Source organism: Enterococcus sp. DIV1096b, assembly GCF_050498765.1.
Taxonomy (GTDB): Bacteria; Bacillota; Bacilli; order Lactobacillales; family Enterococcaceae; genus Enterococcus_D; species Enterococcus_D entomosocium.
In genome coordinates, this window is record NZ_JBMHEK010000001.1 from 1276275 (window position 1) to 1297161 (window position 20887).

The window sequence follows — 20887 nt, forward strand, 5'->3', positions numbered from 1 at the left end:
CAGCTTGTAATTTTTGATTCTTTGAAAGGAGGTCTTTTTATGTTTTTGACAAAGAGACACCACTGGTTCTCTTTCATTTTCTGTATGTTAGGGGGGATATTATTTTTCATTTATTCGAGTTTGCAAACAAATGGGATAGCAAGTGCACAAGAAGAAAATACGATCGCTATTACCGAAACGGAGCAGATCAAGTTGACAGGTCAACGGGAGGGCAATCAATTTACTTTACGATATCAGCTATCACAAAAAAACAAACAGCAACGCATCTGGCTGCAATTATATGCACTTGATGAAACAAAAGAACAACCGCTAACGAAAACGAACAACAAAGAGGTGGTTTTTATTGAGGATGAATCCGCGCAGTCTTGGCTAACAACACAAGACTTCTTGAAAACACCCTGTGAACAAGAAGTAACGTTTCAACTACCTAATGAAACAAAAAAACTGAAGTTGGCGATTCAGATTGAAGAATATGATCACGAAAATCAAGAATCGCACAAATTGGCGTCTTTGGATGAATTGATAGTTGACATTCCGCTTGCGACAGAATCTGCTTCCTCAGATAGGGTGGAAGTCAGCTCAACTGATTCACAAGCTGCAGAAACCGGCACGGAGTCAACTTCGGAACAAGTGTCGAATGAAGACTCAAAAGGTGTTTCGAATGAAGAAACGCAGGAAGAGACAAAGGAAACAGGAACAACGACAAGTTCTTCTGAAGACGAAACACTCATTGAACCGTTTAAACAAGAACGTCTTTATCAAAAAACGACCGTTTCACAGGCTTTTGCTTCGATTGAACCAGATTATACGACAGACCAAAGCGGGACGTATCCTTCGGCTAATTGGACAATTGATGAAAAGAGCAATGTCTTAAATCATCAGGGGAACAAAGATGCAGGCGAAACCTGGGATGGCGTAACTACATGGAATGGTGATCCAGAAAATTTGACCAACTCGTATATTGAGTATGGTGGTGTGGGAGATGAAGCGGATTTTGCTTTACGGAAATTTGCAAAAGAGACGAATACTCCAGGACTGTTTGATGTCTACCTAAATGTACGAGGGAATGTTCAACGCCAAATTGATCCGATCGATGTTGTGTTGGTAGTGGATTGGTCAGGGAGTATGAATGAGATGGGACGCATCACTGAGGTAAAAAAAGGTGTGGATCGCTTTTTGAATCAAATTGAAGGAAGCGGCATTCAAGACAGTGTCTACATGGGCTATGTCGGTTATTCCAGTGATGGTAACAATTACCAAAACAAAACCTGCCAGTTAGGAAAATTTTCTGAAGTCAAAGAGACGATCCGAACGATGACGCCAGAAACAGCAGCTGGGGGGACCTTTACCCAAAGAGGGCTTCGCCAAGCTGGGGATATGCTATCAACGCAAAATGGACATAAGAAAGTCATCGTTTTGCTAACAGATGGCGTGCCGACCTACAGTTATCATGTGTCCAAAGTGCATACACAAGCAGATGGTAGTTATTATGGAACCGCCTTTTCTCTTTCTCAAGACCAGCCGATGAATACTTCACATCTCTACAACGGGTATTTTGCATCTGATCAGTACGGTAACTCTAAATGGATCAACAATACGTTTGTCGCCACGATCGGTGAGGCGATGGCGTTAAAAGAGCGCGGGATTGAGATTCACGGATTGGGGATTCAACTGCAAGGGGATCAAACAGCTGGGTATACAAAGGCCGATGTTGAGAACAAAATGAGACAGATGGTTTCTGCTGATGAAGAGGGGCATCTTTATTATGAGTCAGCCAATGAAGCAGCGGATATTGCCGACTATCTCGAGAAAAAAGCCCTTCATATTTCGGCGACAGTCACTGATGGAGAGATTACTGACCCCATTTCGCAGCCATTTTTATACGAAGAAAATAGCTTGTCCATCAAAAGTGTCGGTTCTGCTGCTCTAACGGTGCAGCCTGAGGTCACGATATCTGACAATACACTCAATGCTTCTGGTCTTTATTTAGGCGAAGGACAGGAACTGCAAATTCATTATCAAGTGCGGATTCAAACGGAAGCAGCGGATTTTAAACCAGATACTTGGTATCAAATGAATGGAGAAACGGTGTTTTATCCGAATCATCAGTCCGATCAAAAGGCATTGTTTGGTGTGCCTTCTGCCAAAGCACCTGGGAAAGAGTTGACGATCAAAAAAGTCTGGGAGGAATACGATGGCGATACGTCAAGTCGCCCAGAATCTGTCTATTTTGAAATAAGCAGAAGCCCAGTTACTAGCAAGGAGAGCTGGCAAACAGGATATCTCAAACTTACTGAGACCGATGCACAAGATCAGACAAGTTGGGAACGAAGCAAGGTTTCCGCGGTTTCTGAAAAGGATGGAACGGATTACGAAGAAACCCGGCTACTGCCGCTTTATAACAATCAAGGAGAAACGTTTAATTATCAAGTCACAAATGAACTGGCAGTATCAGGCTACGAATCGACAAGAGTGGACGTTTCTACATGGAAAAACACAAAGACATTTGTGCCCCTCGCATTAAATCTGATCAAAAAATCCGCTGTAGGAGAGGTGAAGCTGACAGGTGCTGTTTTTGAATTGACGGGCGCTGGAAAGACAGTAACCCTTGTGGATCAAGGGGATGGAACGTACGGGATGCCAGCAGATACTACGTTGCAAAAAAGTCAGACGTATCGTTTAAAGGAAGTCACTGCACCGGCGGGACATCATTTGGCTAAGCAAACAGAGTGGCTGATCCATATTGATGAGCAAGGGCATGCGACGATTGATGGACAACCTGTCACACTGGTCGAGCATACGATTATCCTGGAGATTACCAATCCGTTTACAGAAATTCCAGTCGCTATTCGAAAATATTCGTTGCAAAATGAGCAGCAAGTATTGTTAGCAGGCGCTGTCTTTTCTCTTCAACAAAAAACAGCAGGAGGGGATTATCAAGAAATCGCCTCAGAAACGTCGGATGATGTTGGGATGGCTGAATTTACGATCCTTGAGCCTGGCGCTTATCGTATCTCAGAAACAGCCGGTCCGCTCGGATATGATACGGTTGCCGGTGACTATGAATTTGTCGTTGGTACAGACGGAAAAATCCAGTATCAAGGGGAAAATGTCGACGGGGATGCCAACTGTTGGACCCTTACCCATGGCAATCAGTTAAAACCTTTTGATTTGGTGGTCAATAAACAGGATGAACTGGGACAAGCACTTGAGGGGGCAAAATTCCGGCTAAGTGGAAACGGACGGACTGTCGAACTGCCTGAAAACGGAGAAGCACTAGCGGTATTTCACTTCCAAGATCTCACACCCGGCAGCTATACCTTGGAAGAAACTGGTACACCCGCAGGCTATGCAGGTTTAACAGCACCTGTCCAAATCAAGATTGAAGAGGATGGTCAGGTCTTTATCGATGAAGAACGACTACCGAATCTTCTTGTTTCTGGAGAAAAGAACAATCAAATAGAATTGATCGTAACCAATCAAGTGAAAGTGTCTCTTCCTGAAACCGGAGGGAATTGGCATGGATGGATGGTCATTCTTTCAGCAAGTCTGCTAGTCCTTTTAGCTGGTAGCTATTTGCACGTTAAGCGCAAAGATAAGCCTTCATTAAAGTAATTTTTCCATTAGCGAATGAAAAACGAAAAAAAATTTAGAAGAGAGGAAAGAACAATGAAAAAGATTTTTAATCATACGAAAATGGTTTGTCTCCTATTTTTACTTTTGCCATTTGTCTTTTTTGGAACAAAAAATCAGCAAGTGTCTGCAGAGAGCAATTTGGCACAGATCCATCTCCATAAAAAGAAAATGGTCAATCTGCCAGGTTCATTGATTCAAAATAGTGGGACTGAGATGGAAGAGTTTGATCAATACCAAGGCTTAGCCGATGTCACTTTTTCTGTCTATGATGTGACAGCAGCATTTTATGAAAAACGATCTGCAGGGGCATCCGTTGAAGAAGCCAAGCGTCAAGTTCAAACCTTGACGTCTGGTTCCCCTATAGCTAGCGGGAAAACAGATGCAGCCGGTGATTTGGTTTTTGAATTGCCGAAAAAACAAGCCGATCGGGATGCAGTTTACACCATTGTAGAAGCCCCTAAAGACGGCGTTACAACTGCTGAGAATATGGTGATCGCCTTTCCCGTATATGAAATGATCCAACAAGCTGATGGCTCATATGTTTATGGAGAAGAAGAGCTAGACACGATCCATCTTTATCCGAAGAATATCGTCACAAATGAAGGAACGCTCCTTGTGAATAAGCGAGGAACGGGGGAAAACGAACCACTGAATGATGCGGAATTTGTTGTTTCAAAGCAAGAAGGACGCGAAAATACCAAGAAATACATTTTAAGTGCAGCCGATGGACTTTATACATGGACAACTGACAAACAGGCAGCATACCGTTTTTTGACAGGCAAACAATATGCTGCTGGAGACGCTGGTATCGATGTGAGTGAGAACCAAAAAGGACAGCTAAAGATTGCGCAACTAGAAACAGGCGCCTATCAATTAGAGGAAACGAAAGCCCCAAGTCAAGCCGCCTTAATCGAGGAAGAAAGAATCAAGGATTTCTCGATTGATTCAGGAAGTAACGTTACTGTTGAGCTAACAATCAAGAATGACACAACAAATGTTACAAAAACAACACCACAATTAGACGGCAAAGACGTGGAGATCGGCGAAAGAATCCAATATCACCTAACGGTCAATATCCCATCAGGTATTCAAGATAAAGTAGGATCAGAAAACAAATACAAACATTTTCAATTGATCGATGCCCATGATCCAGCATTAACTTTTGAAAATACAGCTGAAGGAGAAACGGGCTATGCATTGTATGATGGAGAGCAGAAAATCGATGCGACGAATTACCAAGTAACGGAAAAAGAGCATGGCTTTACGGTAACTATCAATCCAGAATTCGTGCCGCAATTAACGCCGGGAAATCAATTGCGCTTTGTGTATTATATGTATTTAAATGAACAAGCTATGCCTATCAATGGCTTTACGAATAAAGCAAATGTAGAAACGGATTTCATGACGGATCAAACGCCTCCAAGCGTGGAAGTTTTGACAGGGGGCAAACGGTTCTTAAAAGTCGATGGGGCTGTGACCGCTACCGAAGCATTGGCAGATGCAGTTTTTGTTGTACGGGATCAAGACCGTGATGATGCCAACTACCTGAAAATCGAAGAAGGAACCAAACAGGTATCTTGGGTGCAAACAGCGGATGAAGCGACGAAATTTACCACAGGGACAGATGGATTAGTTGATATCATCGGGTTAAAATTTGGCACCTACTATTTGGAAGAAGTAAAAGCACCAAAAAATTATGTACTGCTAACAAATCGCATCGCTTTTGAAGTACATGAAACGTCTTATGGAACGAAAGAGCAATTGGGAGATCCAGAAAAAGTCCCTAACCGCCGCAAAGGAACCTTACCGGCAACTGGTGGTGCCGGCACGTATTTAATGGGCGCCATCGGAGTGGTGATCGTTGGTTTAGCTGGGTGTTATTTTGTTAAACGGAAAAAAGGGTAAGTAAATGAGATGAAAATGCACGATGACAATCAAAAGGAAAAGAAATGGCACGAAAGTACCTACTCAAAAAGTGACTTTGTTGGATGTTCTAATGGGTATTCTGCTGCTGCTAGGTGTTCTGATCATCAGTTATCCTTTTGTAAGTAATCAGCTCAACACCTTTTTGGATCAACAGTTGATCAGCTACTACCAAAGCCAAGCTAAAAAAATGAGTGAAATAGAAAAACAACAAAAAAGGAACCAGTTGGAACGAGTAAATCAAGAGCTGGCACAGCATCCCAGCAATCCTGGAATCAAAGAAACGCAAGATTTATCAGAAACAAGGGACTCAGAATCAGGCGATACACCTGATTACTATGAACGACATACGATCGGCGTTTTAAAGATCCCCGTGATTGGTGTCGCTCTCCCGATTTTTGATCAAACCACCGATACGTTGTTAAAAAGAGGAGCAACATTATTGGAGGGCGCTTCGTATCCAATAGGTGGTGAAGATACCCATGCAGTTCTGTGCGGACACCGTGGGTTAACGAGTGCAACCCTCTTTACGGATCTGCCTAAGCTGCAGATCGGCGATGAGTTTTATATCGAAACGTTTGATGATACGTTGGCGTATCAAATAGATCAGATTAAAACGGTCGCCCCTGATGATACCGAAGCACTAAAAATTGTCAAAGGCAGTGATTATGTCACCTTACTAACCTGCACACCCTATATGGTCAATAGCCATCGTTTATTGGTTCGCGGCAAAAGGGTTTCTTACAATGAAGAAAATGAAACAAGTGCCGCAAAAAAAGCAAACCAGCAGGATTTGTGGGTGCTGCTAGTTGTAAGCACCATACTATTACTACTCCTGCTGGTGATTAGCAGAATCAAAAGAAAAAAACAGCATGATTTGATCACTCCCAGTGATAAGAAGAAAAGATAGCAGGTTTTCCTCTAGATCCACTAGAAAATGACTTGTTAACCTTACTCAGAACGAAACATGTCGTGTGAAATATGGTACAATAACGAAGATAAAAGGTAGTAAAAAGCAGTCGGTCTAATGGTAAAGGTGTCAGAAAAAAGGAAGAATGAGTGGATAGACAAGCTTTTTCCAACCACTTCCCCAAAATTAAAAAGCGAGAAAGCGCGTATGACGCATGAGAATCGCGCTGAAAGCTTTACCTATGCACGAGGTTGGAACAAGAACATTGTCCTAAAGCAATTTTAGCAAAATGCCCAGTGTGACTAGTTTCTCTGATGGTTTTAGAGCAAATAGTCCTCGTTCTTGTCAGATATATACTGCATGGATTTAGACACTACTGTCTTTTTACCAATTCGAAGAAGTACCAAGGAGGAAAACGTTCAAATGACCATTCAATGGTTTCCAGGCCATATGGCGAAAGCCAGACGTGAAGTAAGTGAAAAATTAAAATTCGTGGATATCGTTTTTGAACTCGTGGACGCACGCTTGCCGATCTCATCCCGCAACCCCATGCTGGACCAATTATTACAGCAAAAACCACGATTGATCTTGATCAATAAAGCGGATTTAGCAGATCCCGTTCAAACCAAAAAATGGGAGCATTATTTCCAAGCACAAGGCTATTTAGCCTTGGCGATCAACGCCCAAGACAATCAAGGCGTCAAAGCCATTGTCCCGACGGCTAAGCAAGTCTTGAAGGAAAAAATCGCTCGTGACAAAGCCAGAGGATTGAAGCCCCGTGCGATTCGAGCGATGGTGATTGGCATTCCGAATGTCGGAAAATCAACCTTGATGAACCGTTTAGTAGGGAAGAAAATTGCTCAGACGGGTAATAAACCCGGCGTGACCAAAGGACAGCAATGGCTGCGTTTTGGGACTGATCTAGAGCTGCTAGATACGCCTGGGATCTTATGGCCAAAATTTGAAGATCCTGAGATTGGTAAAAAATTGGCATTGACGGGGGCTATTAAAGATCAGCTGATCCATTTGGATGATATCGCATTGTATGGACTTGATTTTTTTGCCCGTTATTATCCTGAAAGAATCGCCAATCGTTACCAACTAAAGGCGGAGGAAGAGGCGTTGTTAGCGCCAGACCTGTTGATGAAAATCACTGAAAAACGTGGGTATAAAGATAACTATGATCGAGGAAGCGAGCTTGTTGTCTTTGACATTCGGCAAGGAAAATTAGGCCGTTATACACTAGATCGAGTGGAGGAAATGGAAAGCCAAGATGAAACAACCGATTAAGTCAATCAAAGAGCGATTATTTGATCCAACATTTAATGACCTGGCATTTTTACAGGAATTGCAGGCAGATGAACGCGCGGGGGTCCAAAAGCTACTGCAACAATATGAGAAACAATTAGTTAAACAGCAGCTTTTGCAGGAGAAATACGAAGAAATGATGCGTTTTGAAAACGAAGCATTTCAACAAGGTGCCCGTTTTATCGCCGGTTTAGATGAAGTGGGGCGTGGACCATTAGCAGGACCCGTGGTGTCAGCTGCGGTCATTCTGCCTAAAGAATGTCAGATCTTAGGTCTGAATGATTCAAAACAGCTTTCTGCGAAGAAAAGAGAAGAACTGTTTATCGAAATTCAAAATAAAGCCGTGGCTGTCGGTATCGGTGTGGTTAGTCCTGAAGAAATCGATCGGATAAATATCTATCAAGCGAGCCGCCTGGCGATGAAAGAAGCTTTGATCGACTTAGCGGTCAAGCCGGAACATTTGCTCATTGATGCGATGACCATCGAGACCGACATCCCTCAACAAAGCTTGATCAAAGGCGATGCCCGCTCCATTTCGATTGCCGCAGCAAGTATCATTGCCAAAGTCTATCGTGACAATTTAATGAAAGATTTTCATGATGTGTATCCTTTTTATGGGTTTGATCAAAATGCTGGGTATGGGACCAAAGTTCATTTAGAAGGGTTAGCTGCCCATGGAATTTGCCCTATTCATCGAAAAACCTTTGCCCCAGTTAAACAATACCTATAAATTTCATCCAACCCTCTTTTTTTAGCGAATCTTATAAGTAAGATCACTAAGAAAAGAGGGCTTTGTTTATGAAATATCAACAAGCAACAGATTTTGAAAAACAGTTGATAAAACTGTACTACTGTCAGGGAATCGGTCTGCAAGGTTGCTGGAAGATTATTTGGCATTGGCTGGAAACAAAAGAAATGCGTTGTTCGTTGGAAGAGATGATTGCCATCGGCGTCCTTGCACAGCATAGGACGGTCTTTCGCCGATCGTGGGAGCAAATGACAGAAGAGCATATCACACAAAAGATGGGGGGACAAAACTACCTCACCTTCTTTTCAGCGGAGTATCCGATGCTTTTAAGACAAATTGCGGACCCACCATTATTACTATTTTACGAAGGAAATCTGCAATTGTTGCAAACGCCCATGATTGGATTTGTCGGCGCAAGAACAGCTTCTCGCTACGCGCGTAAAGTTTGCGAAAAGCTGATCCCGCCTTTAGTGACAGAAAACTATACGATCGTCAGTGGATTAGCAAATGGCGTCGACAGTTTTGCCCATGAATCAGCCATCAGAAATCGGGGACAAACCATTGCCGTGATTGCTTCTGGTTTGGAACATTGTTATCCTACTTCTGCGTATCCGTTGTTCCAGCAGATTCGTCAAGAACATCTAGTACTGAGTGAATATTCTCACGACACCAAACCGCAAAGACATCACTTCCCCTTACGCAATCGCATCATTGCCGGTATTTCAAAAGCAATCTGTGTGATTGAAGCTAAAGAAAGAAGCGGTTCTTTGATTAGGGCACAATTAGCAATGGAAAATGGCCGAGAAGTTTTTGCAGTGCCTGGTGAAATGATTTCCGATCAGTCAAAAGGTTGTCACCACTTGATTCAAGATGGCGCAAAATGTACGATTAGTGTGTCAGATATTTTACAGGAGTTAGCCTTTTTTTGATTTTTCCAATCAACCTTCCTTGACAAACCTTTTCTTGAAAGCTATGATAAGCTACGATTTGTATGTTTCATCTGCATACGATAGGTTCACTGATTGATAGAATATAATAGTAGGAAAAATTCAGGAAGGAGCCATTCTTTATATGGCATATAAATATTTAGTAATCGTGGAATCGCCGGCAAAGGCGAAAACCATTGAAAAATACCTTGGACGAAATTACAAAGTCGTCGCAAGTGTCGGTCATATTCGTGATCTTCCTAAAAGTAAAATGGGAATTGATGTCGAAAATGACTACGAACCGCATTACATTTCGATCCGTGGCAAGGGCGATGTGATCAAAAGTCTCCGCTCAGCTGCGAAAAAAGCCGAAAAAGTCTACCTCGCAAGTGACCCGGATAGAGAAGGAGAAGCTATTGCGTGGCATTTAGCTTTTCTACTAGGGTTAGATTTAAAAGATAAAAACCGAGTCGTCTTTAATGAGATCACTAAGGATGCGGTCAAGGCAGCTTTCAAAGAACCAAGAACGATCGATGTAGATCTCGTTGACGCTCAACAAGCGCGCCGGATTTTAGATCGATTGGTGGGGTATTCATTGAGCCCGATCCTTTGGCGTAAAGTGAAAAAAGGCTTGAGTGCTGGCCGTGTTCAATCGGTGGCGCTTAAGATTATTATAGATCGTGAAAAAGAGATCCGTGAGTTTGTTCCTGAAGAATATTGGAGCATCGATGGGAACTTTAAAAAAGCCACGAAAAAATTCAAAGCCAATTTTTGGGGCCTAGATGGCAAAAAGAAAAAATTACCGAATGCTGAAAGCATAAAAGAAATCACCGATCGTCTTTCTAGTAAAGAGTTTCAAGTGACGAAGGTTGAAAAGAAAGAACGCAAACGCAACCCGGCGGCACCGTTTACCACCAGTAGCTTGCAACAAGAAGCAGCCCGTAAACTGAACTTTCGAACGCGGAAAACCATGATGGTCGCACAGCAGCTCTATGAAGGGATCGCTCTTGGTAAACAAGGAACCGTTGGTTTGATCACCTATATGCGTACCGATTCGACCCGAATCGCAGACACAGCCAAAGGCGAAGCGGCCGAATTTATTGAAAGTACTTATGGTTCAGAGTTCTCGGCGCACGGTGGCAAAAAACGCGCGAATGCACAAGGGGCACAAGATGCCCATGAAGCGGTAAGACCAACAAGTGTGATGCGTACGCCAGAAGCCATGGAGAAATTCTTAGACAAAGACCAACTGAAACTGTATCGCTTGATCTGGTCTCGCTTTGTGGCTAGTCAAATGACGCCGGCGATTTTGGATACAATGAAAGTTACCTTGGATCAAAATGGTGTCATCTTTATTGCCAATGGTTCAAAGATCAAATTTAAAGGGTTTATGCAGGTCTATGTGGAAGGGCGCGATGATGGCAAAGAAGACAAAGAGAACATTTTGCCAGAGTTAGTTGAAGGAGATGTGGTCCAATCCGTATCGATCGAACCAAAACAGCATTTCACTCAACCACCTGCCCGCTACAGTGAGGCCACCTTGATCAAAACCCTTGAAGAGAACGGTGTGGGTCGTCCTTCAACTTATGCACCAACGTTGGAAACAATCCAACGACGTTATTATGTGAAATTGACACAAAAACGTTTTGAGCCAACTGAACTTGGTGAGATCGTCAATTCATTGATCGAGGAATTCTTCCCGCAAATCGTTGATATGCATTTTACTGCTGAAATGGAAAATAGCTTGGATAGCATTGAAGCTGGGAAAGAAGAATGGGTCAAAGTCGTCGATCAATTCTACCGTCCCTTTGAAAAAGAATTGACGACCGCAGAAGAAAGTATCGAAAAAATCCAAATCAAAGACGAACCTGCAGGCTTTGACTGTGACCTTTGTGGCCATCCAATGGTGATCAAATTAGGTCGCTACGGAAAATTTTATGCCTGCAGCAATTTCCCTGACTGTCGCAACACGAAACCAATCGTCAAAGAAATCGGCGTTGAGTGCCCGGTCTGTCACCAAGGCCAAGTTGTTGAACGCAAATCGAAAAAAAATCGGTTGTTTTATGGATGTACCCGCTATCCGGACTGTGACTTTACTTCTTGGGACAAACCTGTAGGCCGTAATTGTCCGAAATGTGATAATTACTTAGTCGAGAAGAAAGTCAAAGGCGGCAAGCAAGTCGTGTGTATCAATGGGGACTATGAAGAAAATGTGCAAAAATAACTAGCAGGATTCCCTGTTAAAAAAAGAATCGGCGCATTCTTTTGAACGGTCAGCCTCGATGTTGGCTGACAAAAGAAAGTGCCGGTCCTTTTGATTAATACAAGCAGTTTCTTATGAGAAGAGGCGAGCTTTTGAAATAAAAGGAGAGCACTATGAAAGAAATCAATGTTATTGGTGCCGGTTTAGCCGGAAGCGAAGCTGCTTGGCAAGCAGCGCAAGCAGGTGTCGCAGTAAAGCTTTATGAAATGCGTCCTAAGAAATCGACAGAAGCCCATCACACAAATAATTTTGCTGAACTTGTTTGTACGAATTCACTTCGGGGCAACAATTTAACGAATGCGGTCGGTGTTTTGAAAGAAGAAATGCGCCGCTTAGATTCAGTCATTATTACCTCTGCAGACAAAACAGCTGTTCCAGCAGGGGGTGCTTTAGCTGTGGATCGTGATGATTTCTCAGAGTTAGTAACCAAACGTGTAAAAGAACATCCTTTAGTCACTGTCATCGAAGAGGAGATCACTGAAATTCCAGAAGGGATTACCGTGATTGCAACTGGACCTTTGACTTCTGAACCTTTATCAAAAGCGATCCAAGCTTTTAACGGATCAGAAGGATTTTATTTCTATGACGCAGCAGCACCGATCGTCGATAAATCCACCATCAATATGGATAAAGTTTATTTGAAATCACGCTACGACAAAGGCGAAGCAGCCTATCTGAACTGTCCAATGAACGAAGAGGAGTTTTATGCGTTTCGTGAAGCTTTAGTCAATGCGGAAGTGGCCCCTTTGAAAGAATTCGAAAAAGAAAAATTCTTTGAAGGATGTATGCCAATCGAAGTTATGGCTGGCCGTGGACCGAAAACTATGTTGTTTGGTCCGATGAAACCCGTTGGTTTGGAAGATCCGAAAACCGGCAAGCGTCCTTATGCAGTGATTCAGCTGCGGCAAGACAATGCAGCTGCTTCTCTGTACAACATCGTTGGTTTTCAAACACATTTGAAATGGGGCGAGCAAAAGCGGGTATTCCGGATGATCCCTGGTTTGGAAGAGGCAGAATTTGTGCGCTACGGCGTGATGCATCGGAATAGTTTTATGAATTCACCAGAGTTGTTACAACAAACGTACCAATCGAAAAAACGTGAAGACCTCTTTTTTGCTGGTCAGATGACAGGCGTTGAAGGGTATGTTGAAAGTGCAGCCAGTGGATTGATGGCCGGGATCAACGCTGCCAAACTTGCAAAAGGGGAAGCGCCGATCATTATGCCACAAGAGACGACAATTGGCAGTATGGCGTATTATATCACTCATGCAGAAGGCAAACACTTCCAACCGATGAATGCCAACTTTGGTTTGCTGCCAGAACTTCCAGAACGAATCAGAGATAAAAAATCTCGTTATGAAGCATTGGCAAACCGGGCATTAGCTGCCTTAGAAGAAGCCAAAGAACAACTATAAGAGCGATGAGTCATCACCTTCTTACTAATAAATGGTAAGAAGGTTTTTTTTTAATTTGTCTTGAAACTTTAATCAAGGTGACTTATGATAGACAGTAACAATGACAGAAGGTGGTGAAGATGGTGATTGGAGAATGGATTCATTTGATTCAAAACTATTTACAGCGTTTTCCTACAGTAATTCAATTTTTAGGATGGCTGATCCTGTTGGTCGGGGTCATTTTCGTTGTCTTTGTTTTATTTAGTTTGCTGTTAGGTCCCATTATGTGGCTTTACAATCGCATCACAGACAAAAACCGCAGCAATGTCATTAGTCGCAATGATTTTGTGATCGGTGAACTGACGGAAAAGATTGTCGGAGATACAATCGGCGAAGTCATGGAGATAGGGAGTCAAGGTGCACGTTCTGTTTATCCTGCACGTTTTTTTCGGGAAGAAGATCGTGAAAACAATGTTCGATTGCCAGTCGGAACCAAAGTCATCATTGTCGATTTTGATAAAAAAGGGATCGCGTTGGTGGTGGAAAGTAAAAATTTTATAGAATAGGAAGTGTTACGTTATGGTGGATACAGGATCAGCAGTAGATTTTTTAAGTAATCCGATTTTATGGGGTGTTGTCCTCGTTGTTTTATTGATCGCTTTTTTGATGATACGCTATCGCATTGGGAAACCCGATGAAGCATTGATCGTTACGGGGTCGTTTTTAGGAAAAGAAGGCATCAAAATCTTAAAAAACAGTGGGACGTTTGTGATTCCTATTGTTCAAAAAGCCCATAAATTAAGTTTATTGACCCACAAGTTAGAGATTGGGACACCAGAAGTTTATACGGAACAAGGCGTACCGATCAAAGCCAGTGCGACGGTGCTTGTAAAGGTCGGCAACAGTACCGAGTCGATCAAGACAGCTGCTGAGCAATACTTAGGCAAATCCACAGGTGAATTGGAAGATGAAGCCCAAGAAGTCTTAGAAGGTCACTTACGGGCGATTCTAGGAACGATGACGGTAGAAGCCATCTATAAAAACCGCGATGATTTTGCGGAACAAGTGCAAGAAGTTGCCTCTACGGATTTGAAGAAAATGGGGTTGGAGATCGTTTCGTTTACGATCAAAGATGTCAGCGACAGCAATGGCTACTTGGATGCGTTAGGACGCCCTCAGATTGCTGAAGTGAAAAAAAATGCCGAAGTAGCGGAATCCAATGCCTTAAGAGAAACTCGAATCAAGCAAGCTGAGAATGAGCAATTGGCACAGCATGAAGAGATCCGTCGCCAAACAGAAATTGCAGAAGCGACAAAAGATATGGCATTGAAACAAGCACAATACAAACAAGAACGCGAAGTTGCGGATGCGAAAGCGGAACAGATCGCGGTCGGCGAACAAATGAAAGTTCAATTGATCGAACAAGAAAAAAATATCGAGATTCAAGAAAAACAAGCGGAATTGACGGAAAAAGAATTGAATGCAACTGTCCGTAAAAAAGCCGAAGCGGATAAATATGTGGTTGAACAAAACGCTTTAGCAGACAAAGCAAGAGAAATCGCACGAGCACAAGCGGAAGCGGAAAAAGTCAAATTAGCTGCCCAAGCAGAAGCCGAACGAATTGAAAAACTAGGTAGTGCCGACGCGGAACGGATCGCAAAAGTCGGTCAAGCCGAAGCGGAAAGCCGTGAAAAGATGGCGATTGCTTTGACCAAACTGAACGAAGCTGGTATTTTGATGGAGTTCATCAAAGTGCTGCCTGAAATCGCGAAAGAGGTCAATGCGCCACTGAGCAATATTGATAAAGTGGTTAGCTTTGGCGGCAATGATGGTCTTCAATCAATGGGGGAAGCTGGTTTAGCGCGAACCTTTGATACGATCAAAGAGACAACCGGATTAGACTTAGTTGGGTTAATCAATGACACGATGTCCACAAAACAAGGAAACAAAGAGCTAGTTCAGGTTGTATCTGAAAGCACTGGTTCGCATCAGCCAACAACTGATCCAATCGAATAAAAGCAAATAAGTGGAAACGTATCAGTCCCTCTTTCTTTTGAGGAGAGGGACTGGTACGTTTTTCTGGCGCATTTAACGGATCTTTCTGAACAAAGATAAGAATCTTACGTAGATTCTTAGAAAGTTTTCACAATTATGTCTAAACTTTGAAATATTGATTAAATTCTGACAATTCATTTGTTTTTTTTTGTGGTCTATGCTAAAGTTATTTCGAATCATGAAAAGGGGGGTTAATTTGCAAACAGATCAGTTTCAAGAAGAGTTTTTTCGTTATCTTATTGTTGAAAGAGGGTATTCGGAAAAGACAAAAAAAGCGTATCAAGAAGATATGGGCGATTTTTTTCACTTCTTAAAAGAGTCTGGCAATGAAGACCCATTAGCAGTGGAATACCGCGATGTTCGCGTCTATTTAAGCTATTTGACGGAACGAGAGTACAGCCGTAATTCCATCAGTCGTAAAATGGCTAGTTTGCGATCTTTTTATCAGTTTCTAACCAAGCATGAGATCGTCAAAGAGAATCCTTTCGCCTACATTCATTTAAAAAAGAAAAACGCCAAATTGCCGCGTTTTTTTTATGAGAAGGAAATGGATGCTCTCTTTCAAAGTGTTGCTGGCGATGAGCCACTACAACAGCGCAATCAAGCATTGTTAGAAGTCCTTTATGGTTCAGGTTTGCGGGTCAGTGAGTGCAGCAGTCTCACACTGGGGGCAATCGATTGGGAAAGTGGCGTATTACTGATCCATGGGAAGGGGAATAAGGATCGCTATGTTCCTTTCGGTAGTTACGCACAAGCAGCAGTCAAACGCTATCTTTCCTCAGGACGCAAACAGCTGATGGAAAAGCAGAACAAGGAACACGAGATCCTTTTCGTGAATCATCTTGGTGACGGGATCACTGCAACTGGGATCGAATATGTTTTGAATCAAATCATTCGAAAAAGCAGTTTAGACAGTAAAATCCATCCTCATATGCTTCGGCATACGTTTGCAACCCATTTATTAAACAACGGCGCCGATATGCGGACCGTTCAAGAATTGTTGGGGCATGCCAATCTATCGACGACACAGATTTATGCGCATGTCACCAAAGACAGTTTACAAAAAAATTATCGCCAATTTCATCCACGCGCGTAAAATTGGTACAGGAGGAACATAAATGAAGTCAGAATTTCATTCAACCACCATCTGTGCGGTTGAAAAAGATGGGAAATTTGCCATGGCCGGTGACGGACAAGTAACGATGGGAGAACAGGTCGTTATGAAAGGAACCGCTCGGAAAGTCCGTCGAATTTACAACGGTGAAGTGATCGTTGGTTTTGCCGGCAGTGTGGCAGATGCCTTTACCTTGGAAGAAAAATTTGAAGGAAAACTAAATGAATACAACGGAAATTTGCAGCGAGCTGCAGTAGAATTGGCACAAGAATGGCGGACTCAGCAGTCGATGCAAAAATTAGAGGCGATGCTGATCGTCATGAATGATAAGGAGATGCTTTTGGTCTCTGGGACAGGCGAAGTCATTTCGCCAGATGAAGGGATCTTAGCCATCGGTTCAGGTGGAAACTATGCCTTGGCAGCAGCCCGTGCGATGAAACGTTATGGCGGTGAACTATCTGCCAAAGAAATTGCTGAAGGTGCCTTGAATATTGCCGCAGACATTTGTGTCTTTACGAATCACAATATCATTGTAGAAGAGTTTTAAAGAGGGATGACGATATGACAAACCAAAACAAATCACCACGAGAAATCGTGAAAGAGTTAGATGAATACATCGTTGGACAAACCAACGCCAAAAAATCAGTGGCTGTTGCTTTGAGAAATCGCTACCGCCGGCTGCAATTAGATGAAAAGATGCAACAAGATGTCACACCAAAAAATATTTTGATGATCGGACCAACAGGGGTTGGTAAAACGGAAATTGCGCGACGCTTAGCAAAGATCGTTGATGCACCTTTCGTTAAGTTAGAAGCGACGAAATTCACGGAAGTCGGCTATGTCGGTCGAGACGTAGAATCGATGGTACGTGACCTCGTTGAGAATGCGATCCAAATCGTGAAAAAAGAACAATATAAAAACGTGCGGATCCAAGCAGAGAAAAAAGCCAACCGTCGTTTAGTAAAAGTCTTAGTTCCTGGTATTAAAAAGGAACAGAAAAAGAATACCAATCCTTATGAACAAATGATGAATATGTTCAACGCCGCACAACAACCAGAAGAGCCAAAAGAAGAATTGACGGATGAGATTCGCAGCAACCGTCAAGCCATTTTTGAGCAATTAGAAAAGGGCCTTTTAGACAACCGGGAAGTGACGATCCAAGTCGATGAGCCGAAAAATCAAGCACCGATGATGAACAATGGCTTAGAACAAATGGGGATCGATTTGAATGAAACCTTAGGAGCATTGAAACCGCAAAAGAAAATTGAACGCACAGTAACCGTAAAAGAAGCACGAGAATTGCTGATTCAAGAAGAATCCTCAAAACTGGTCAACGACGCGGATATTCATAGTGAAGCATTACGTTTAGCAGAATCTAGTGGCATCATTTTTCTAGATGAAATCGACAAAGTATCTTCGAAATCACAGCAGTCAGGAGAAGTTTCTCGTGAAGGGGTGCAAAGAGATATCTTGCCGATCGTTGAAGGATCGCAAGTCAATACGAAATACGGAACCCTACAAACAGACCATATCCTTTTTATTGCTTCTGGGGCATTCCACCTGTCGAAACCAAGCGATCTGATCCCTGAATTGCAAGGGCGTTTCCCGATTCGTGTGGAACTAGATGATTTGACAAAAGAAGACTTTGTTAAAATTTTAACGGAGCCCAACAATGCCTTAGTCAAGCAATACATTGCCTTGTTAGGAACCGAAAATGTCAAAGTAGTCTTTACGATGGAAGCTATCGAGAAAATTGCCGAAATTGCTTATCAAGTGAATCGCGATACCGACAATATTGGTGCTCGTCGTTTGCATACGATTCTAGAGAAACTACTTGAAGACTTATTATTTGAAGCATCTGAGATGCAAATGGGTGAAATCACCATCACAGAAGCGTATGTGGAAGAAAAACTTGCGTCCATCGCAAAAGATGAAGACTTAAGCCGGTATATTTTATAAAGGGAGCGGACCAATGAAAACATTATTAGAAAAGACAAGACAAATCAACGAATTATTGCAGCAAAAAAACACCTTTAATTTAGCTTCTGATTTGCCTTACGACAAGATGGCTGTCATTTTAGGAAACATCCTAGACAGCAATGCGTATATTATTAGCATTGACGGTAGCGTGTTAGGTTTTGTTGAGAACCATGATGTCAATAATGAACGCATCAAAAAAATGTTTGTTGAAAAACAGTTTCCTAAAAATTATACAGATTTAGTCGATCACCTGACTTCCACAGAAGCTAATGTGCCAATCAGTGATGATATGACCGCTTTTCCTGTAGAAGGCCGTGAGTTGTATCCCAACGGACTAACGACCATCGTACCGATTTACGGTGCAGGAGAACGTTTAGGTACGATCATTCTTTCCAGAATCGATAAGTCCTTTGATGACGACGATTTGGTATTAGCGGAATACAGTGCGACAGTTGTTGGTATGCAATTCTTGTACCAAAAATCCCGCAGTATCGAAGAAGATGTTCGCAGTACCACAGCTGTTCAAATGGCAATCAACACCCTTTCTTATAGTGAGTTGAAAGCTGTTCAAGCGATCTTTGAGGCATTAGAAGGCGACGAAGGTCGTCTGACCGCGTCAAGTATCGCTGATCGCATTGGAATTACACGGTCGGTGATCGTAAATGCTTTGCGTAAACTAGAGTCTGCCGGCATTATAGAATCCCGCTCTTTGGGGATGAAAGGCACCTATTTAAAAGTGCTTAACAGCCGCTTTAAAGAGGAATTGACGAAACATCAATATTAGGAGATGAGACCATGACAGTTACCATCACGGCGGGTCATCTGCAAGCAAAAATTGCAGAAAAAGGGGCTGAGCTACAAAGCTTAGTTGATACAAGCAATGACCTTGAATATATTTGGCAAGCTGATCCAAACCACTGGGGAAAGCATGCGCCAATCTTATTTCCGATTGTTGGCGCCTTAAAAGAGGACACCTATCAGCATGAGGGCAAAAGTTATCATTTGCCCCGTCATGGGTTTGCCAGAGACATGGTGTTTACTGTCGTTGAAAAACGTACAGACTATGCCTTGTTTCTATTAGAAAGTTCAACTGAAACCAAAGTGAAGTATCCGTTTGATTTTCAGCTGTATGTCAGTTACGAATTAGGCGGTGATGGCTTAGTCGTCAAATACCAAGTAAAGAATAGCGGTCAAAAAGAACTATTCTTCTCCATTGGAGGACACCCTGCATTCAACGTCCCACTTGAAAAAGGGCTGACATTTGAAGACTACTACCTTTCTTTTTCTCCAAAAAAATCACGAGTGAAATTGCCATTAAAAGGCAATTATATTGATTATGAACAACGCACACTCGGTCAAACGAATACGGATTTGCGCTTGACCCACGATATGTTTGCAAATGATGCGCTGGTTTATGAAACGAAAGGATTACATTCCTACACGATTCGCAGTGAGAAATCGCCTCATAGTGTTACGTTAAGCTACAATAATATGCCGTATGTCGGTTTTTGGTCCACGTATCCCGTAAAATCGCCGTTTCTATGTATAGAACCATGGTGCGGTATCGCAGATACACTGGAAGCTTCCGGTGAGCTTTCAGAAAAATTGGGTATTCAAGCACTTTCGCCTGAGGAGTTATTTGAAACAAAGTACTCGATCACAGTCAAATAAAAGCAGGCAAAAAGAAGCTGAGAAAAGTCATTGCACTTTTCTCAGCTTCTGCTTATTTGTTCGCTTGACGCTTATTCAGACCAAACGGTACCCGACTTTCAGTCTCGTCTTTAATACGTGAAATATTTTCGCGATGGCGAATAAAGATAAAAATCGTTACGCCGATCGCGATGAAGGTCAGCAACCAGTTTTGCTCAGGCAATATCGCAGGGGCGATAAAAGGCAAAACGACCGTCGATAAGGTGATCAAACACGCCGCGATCATACTGGTCAGGCTTACCATACTTGTCACATAAAGACAGATAACAAAAATCAATGAAGAATAAATGAAAAAGAGCGGATTGTATCCTAAGAGCATCCCAGCACTTGTCGCCACCGCTTTGCCGCCTTTAAACTTGGCAAAGATCGGAAAGGTATGACCTAAGATCGCGCAGACCCCAAACCAGAGCGGATTGACGGTATGGAGACCAAAGAGGACAGGCAAACTGGTTGCCAAAGTTCCTTTTAAGATATCCATCAATAAAACAACGATCCCGGCTTTCTTTCCTAAAACGCGAAATGTATTGGTCGTTCCCGTATTGCCGCTGCCGAATTGGCGAATATCTTTTTTGAAAAACAATTGGCCAATCCAAACACCCGAGGGGATCGAACCTAAAAGGTAAGCAACAATAAATAAAAGAATCGTATTCATAATAACCAACTTTCTTTGCAAGGCTAGGGCAATTTTAGCATGAAAACGCCTTTCCAACAATAAGAAAATCTTTCGCTAGTCAGGGAAAGAAGAAAAACAGCTTTCCTCGGAGCTGTGAAACACAAACAAGCCATTTTGTGACTCTAGCTTGTGCAAACAAAGGAAAAAGGATAAGATAGTTTAGAAAAATGTTCGCTTGAAAAAAGCGTATTTTGTGTTAAGATTTTTTTTGCAGTCCTTTCAGCAGTAAAAAAGGACTGATCAAGAT

The 20887-nt window shown here is 42.5% G+C and carries 16 protein-coding genes; 15 read left to right on the forward strand and 1 reads right to left on the reverse strand.

The window, feature by feature from the left end:
* Window positions 1–39: 39 nt before the first annotated feature.
* From IGJ17_RS06190 to IGJ17_RS06260, 15 genes are all read left to right on the forward strand, one after another.
* The gene (locus tag IGJ17_RS06190; RefSeq protein WP_086332226.1) at window positions 40–3615 is read left to right on the forward strand and encodes a SpaA isopeptide-forming pilin-related protein; all 3576 of its coding nucleotides are present in this window, start codon (window positions 40–42) and stop codon (window positions 3613–3615) included.
* 54 nt (window positions 3616–3669) lie between these two features.
* Complete coding sequence (locus IGJ17_RS06195; protein WP_034878666.1) at window positions 3670–5541, forward strand: SpaH/EbpB family LPXTG-anchored major pilin; 1872 nt, start codon at window positions 3670–3672, stop codon at window positions 5539–5541.
* A 22-nt stretch (window positions 5542–5563) separates the two neighbouring features.
* A complete protein-coding gene (locus IGJ17_RS06200; protein ID WP_086332227.1) occupies window positions 5564–6469 on the forward strand; it encodes a class C sortase in 906 nt (301 codons plus the stop codon).
* A gap of 423 nt (window positions 6470–6892) precedes the next feature.
* On the forward strand, window positions 6893–7759 hold the full coding sequence (gene ylqF, locus IGJ17_RS06205; protein WP_005229614.1) for a ribosome biogenesis GTPase YlqF: 867 nt from the start codon (window positions 6893–6895) through the stop codon (window positions 7757–7759).
* Window positions 7743–8507, forward strand: a complete 765-nt coding sequence (locus tag IGJ17_RS06210; RefSeq protein WP_005236834.1) for a ribonuclease HII — start codon at window positions 7743–7745, stop codon at window positions 8505–8507. Before ylqF ends, IGJ17_RS06210 begins: the two co-directional genes overlap by 17 nt.
* A gap of 68 nt (window positions 8508–8575) precedes the next feature.
* Window positions 8576–9454, forward strand: coding sequence for a DNA-processing protein DprA (gene dprA / locus IGJ17_RS06215; protein ID WP_429961162.1), 879 nt, complete (start codon window positions 8576–8578; stop codon window positions 9452–9454).
* Window positions 9455–9596: 142 nt separating this feature from the next.
* Window positions 9597–11675 (forward strand): type I DNA topoisomerase, encoded by a 2079-nt coding sequence (topA, locus tag IGJ17_RS06220; protein ID WP_008379664.1) that lies wholly within the window; start codon window positions 9597–9599, stop codon window positions 11673–11675.
* A 152-nt stretch (window positions 11676–11827) separates the two neighbouring features.
* Entirely contained in the window at window positions 11828–13129 is a 1302-nt protein-coding gene (gene trmFO / locus IGJ17_RS06225; protein WP_016613226.1) for an FADH(2)-oxidizing methylenetetrahydrofolate--tRNA-(uracil(54)-C(5))-methyltransferase TrmFO, read from the forward strand.
* A 119-nt stretch (window positions 13130–13248) separates the two neighbouring features.
* Window positions 13249–13674: a hypothetical protein gene (locus tag IGJ17_RS06230; protein WP_008379668.1), complete on the forward strand. Its 426-nt coding sequence runs from the start codon at window positions 13249–13251 to the stop codon at window positions 13672–13674.
* A 13-nt stretch (window positions 13675–13687) separates the two neighbouring features.
* Entirely contained in the window at window positions 13688–15124 is a 1437-nt protein-coding gene (locus IGJ17_RS06235) for a flotillin family protein (RefSeq protein WP_016613227.1), read from the forward strand.
* Between the two features lie 196 nt (window positions 15125–15320).
* On the forward strand, window positions 15321–16259 hold the full coding sequence (gene xerC / locus IGJ17_RS06240) for a tyrosine recombinase XerC (protein ID WP_005236822.1): 939 nt from the start codon (window positions 15321–15323) through the stop codon (window positions 16257–16259).
* A gap of 22 nt (window positions 16260–16281) precedes the next feature.
* Window positions 16282–16824 carry an ATP-dependent protease subunit HslV gene (hslV, locus tag IGJ17_RS06245; RefSeq protein WP_005229630.1) on the forward strand — a complete coding sequence of 181 codons (543 nt, stop codon included), beginning with the start codon at window positions 16282–16284 and terminating at the stop codon, window positions 16822–16824.
* A gap of 14 nt (window positions 16825–16838) precedes the next feature.
* The gene (gene hslU / locus IGJ17_RS06250; protein WP_005236820.1) at window positions 16839–18236 is read left to right on the forward strand and encodes an ATP-dependent protease ATPase subunit HslU; all 1398 of its coding nucleotides are present in this window, start codon (window positions 16839–16841) and stop codon (window positions 18234–18236) included.
* A 13-nt stretch (window positions 18237–18249) separates the two neighbouring features.
* Window positions 18250–19041, forward strand: coding sequence for a GTP-sensing pleiotropic transcriptional regulator CodY (codY, locus tag IGJ17_RS06255; protein WP_005236817.1), 792 nt, complete (start codon window positions 18250–18252; stop codon window positions 19039–19041).
* Between the two features lie 11 nt (window positions 19042–19052).
* Window positions 19053–19928: an aldose 1-epimerase family protein gene (locus IGJ17_RS06260; RefSeq protein WP_086332229.1), complete on the forward strand. Its 876-nt coding sequence runs from the start codon at window positions 19053–19055 to the stop codon at window positions 19926–19928.
* A gap of 52 nt (window positions 19929–19980) precedes the next feature.
* On the opposite strand, the gene plsY is transcribed toward IGJ17_RS06260, so the two are convergent.
* The gene (gene plsY / locus IGJ17_RS06265; RefSeq protein ID WP_086332230.1) at window positions 19981–20619 is read right to left on the reverse strand and encodes a glycerol-3-phosphate 1-O-acyltransferase PlsY; all 639 of its coding nucleotides are present in this window, start codon (window positions 20617–20619) and stop codon (window positions 19981–19983) included.
* Between the last annotated feature and the right edge of the window lie 268 nt (window positions 20620–20887).

Bases quoted from the DNA above. Each gene is read 5' to 3' on its own strand.
- IGJ17_RS06190 (WP_086332226.1), top strand. From the start codon at position 40: ATGTTTTTGACAAAGAGACACCACTGGTTCTCTTTCATTTTCTGTATG.
- IGJ17_RS06195 (WP_034878666.1), top strand. From the start codon at position 3,670: ATGAAAAAGATTTTTAATCATACGAAAATGGTTTGTCTCCTATTTTTA.
- IGJ17_RS06200 (WP_086332227.1), top strand. From the start codon at position 5,564: ATGACAATCAAAAGGAAAAGAAATGGCACGAAAGTACCTACTCAAAAA.
- ylqF (WP_005229614.1), top strand. From the start codon at position 6,893: ATGACCATTCAATGGTTTCCAGGCCATATGGCGAAAGCCAGACGTGAA.
- IGJ17_RS06210 (WP_005236834.1), top strand. From the start codon at position 7,743: ATGAAACAACCGATTAAGTCAATCAAAGAGCGATTATTTGATCCAACA.
- dprA (WP_429961162.1), top strand. From the start codon at position 8,576: ATGAAATATCAACAAGCAACAGATTTTGAAAAACAGTTGATAAAACTG.
- topA (WP_008379664.1), top strand. From the start codon at position 9,597: ATGGCATATAAATATTTAGTAATCGTGGAATCGCCGGCAAAGGCGAAA.
- trmFO (WP_016613226.1), top strand. From the start codon at position 11,828: ATGAAAGAAATCAATGTTATTGGTGCCGGTTTAGCCGGAAGCGAAGCT.
- IGJ17_RS06230 (WP_008379668.1), top strand. From the start codon at position 13,249: ATGGTGATTGGAGAATGGATTCATTTGATTCAAAACTATTTACAGCGT.
- IGJ17_RS06235 (WP_016613227.1), top strand. From the start codon at position 13,688: ATGGTGGATACAGGATCAGCAGTAGATTTTTTAAGTAATCCGATTTTA.
- xerC (WP_005236822.1), top strand. From the start codon at position 15,321: ATGCTAAAGTTATTTCGAATCATGAAAAGGGGGGTTAATTTGCAAACA.
- hslV (WP_005229630.1), top strand. From the start codon at position 16,282: ATGAAGTCAGAATTTCATTCAACCACCATCTGTGCGGTTGAAAAAGAT.
- hslU (WP_005236820.1), top strand. From the start codon at position 16,839: ATGACAAACCAAAACAAATCACCACGAGAAATCGTGAAAGAGTTAGAT.
- codY (WP_005236817.1), top strand. From the start codon at position 18,250: ATGAAAACATTATTAGAAAAGACAAGACAAATCAACGAATTATTGCAG.
- IGJ17_RS06260 (WP_086332229.1), top strand. From the start codon at position 19,053: ATGACAGTTACCATCACGGCGGGTCATCTGCAAGCAAAAATTGCAGAA.
- plsY (WP_086332230.1), bottom strand. From the start codon at position 20,619: ATGAATACGATTCTTTTATTTATTGTTGCTTACCTTTTAGGTTCGATC.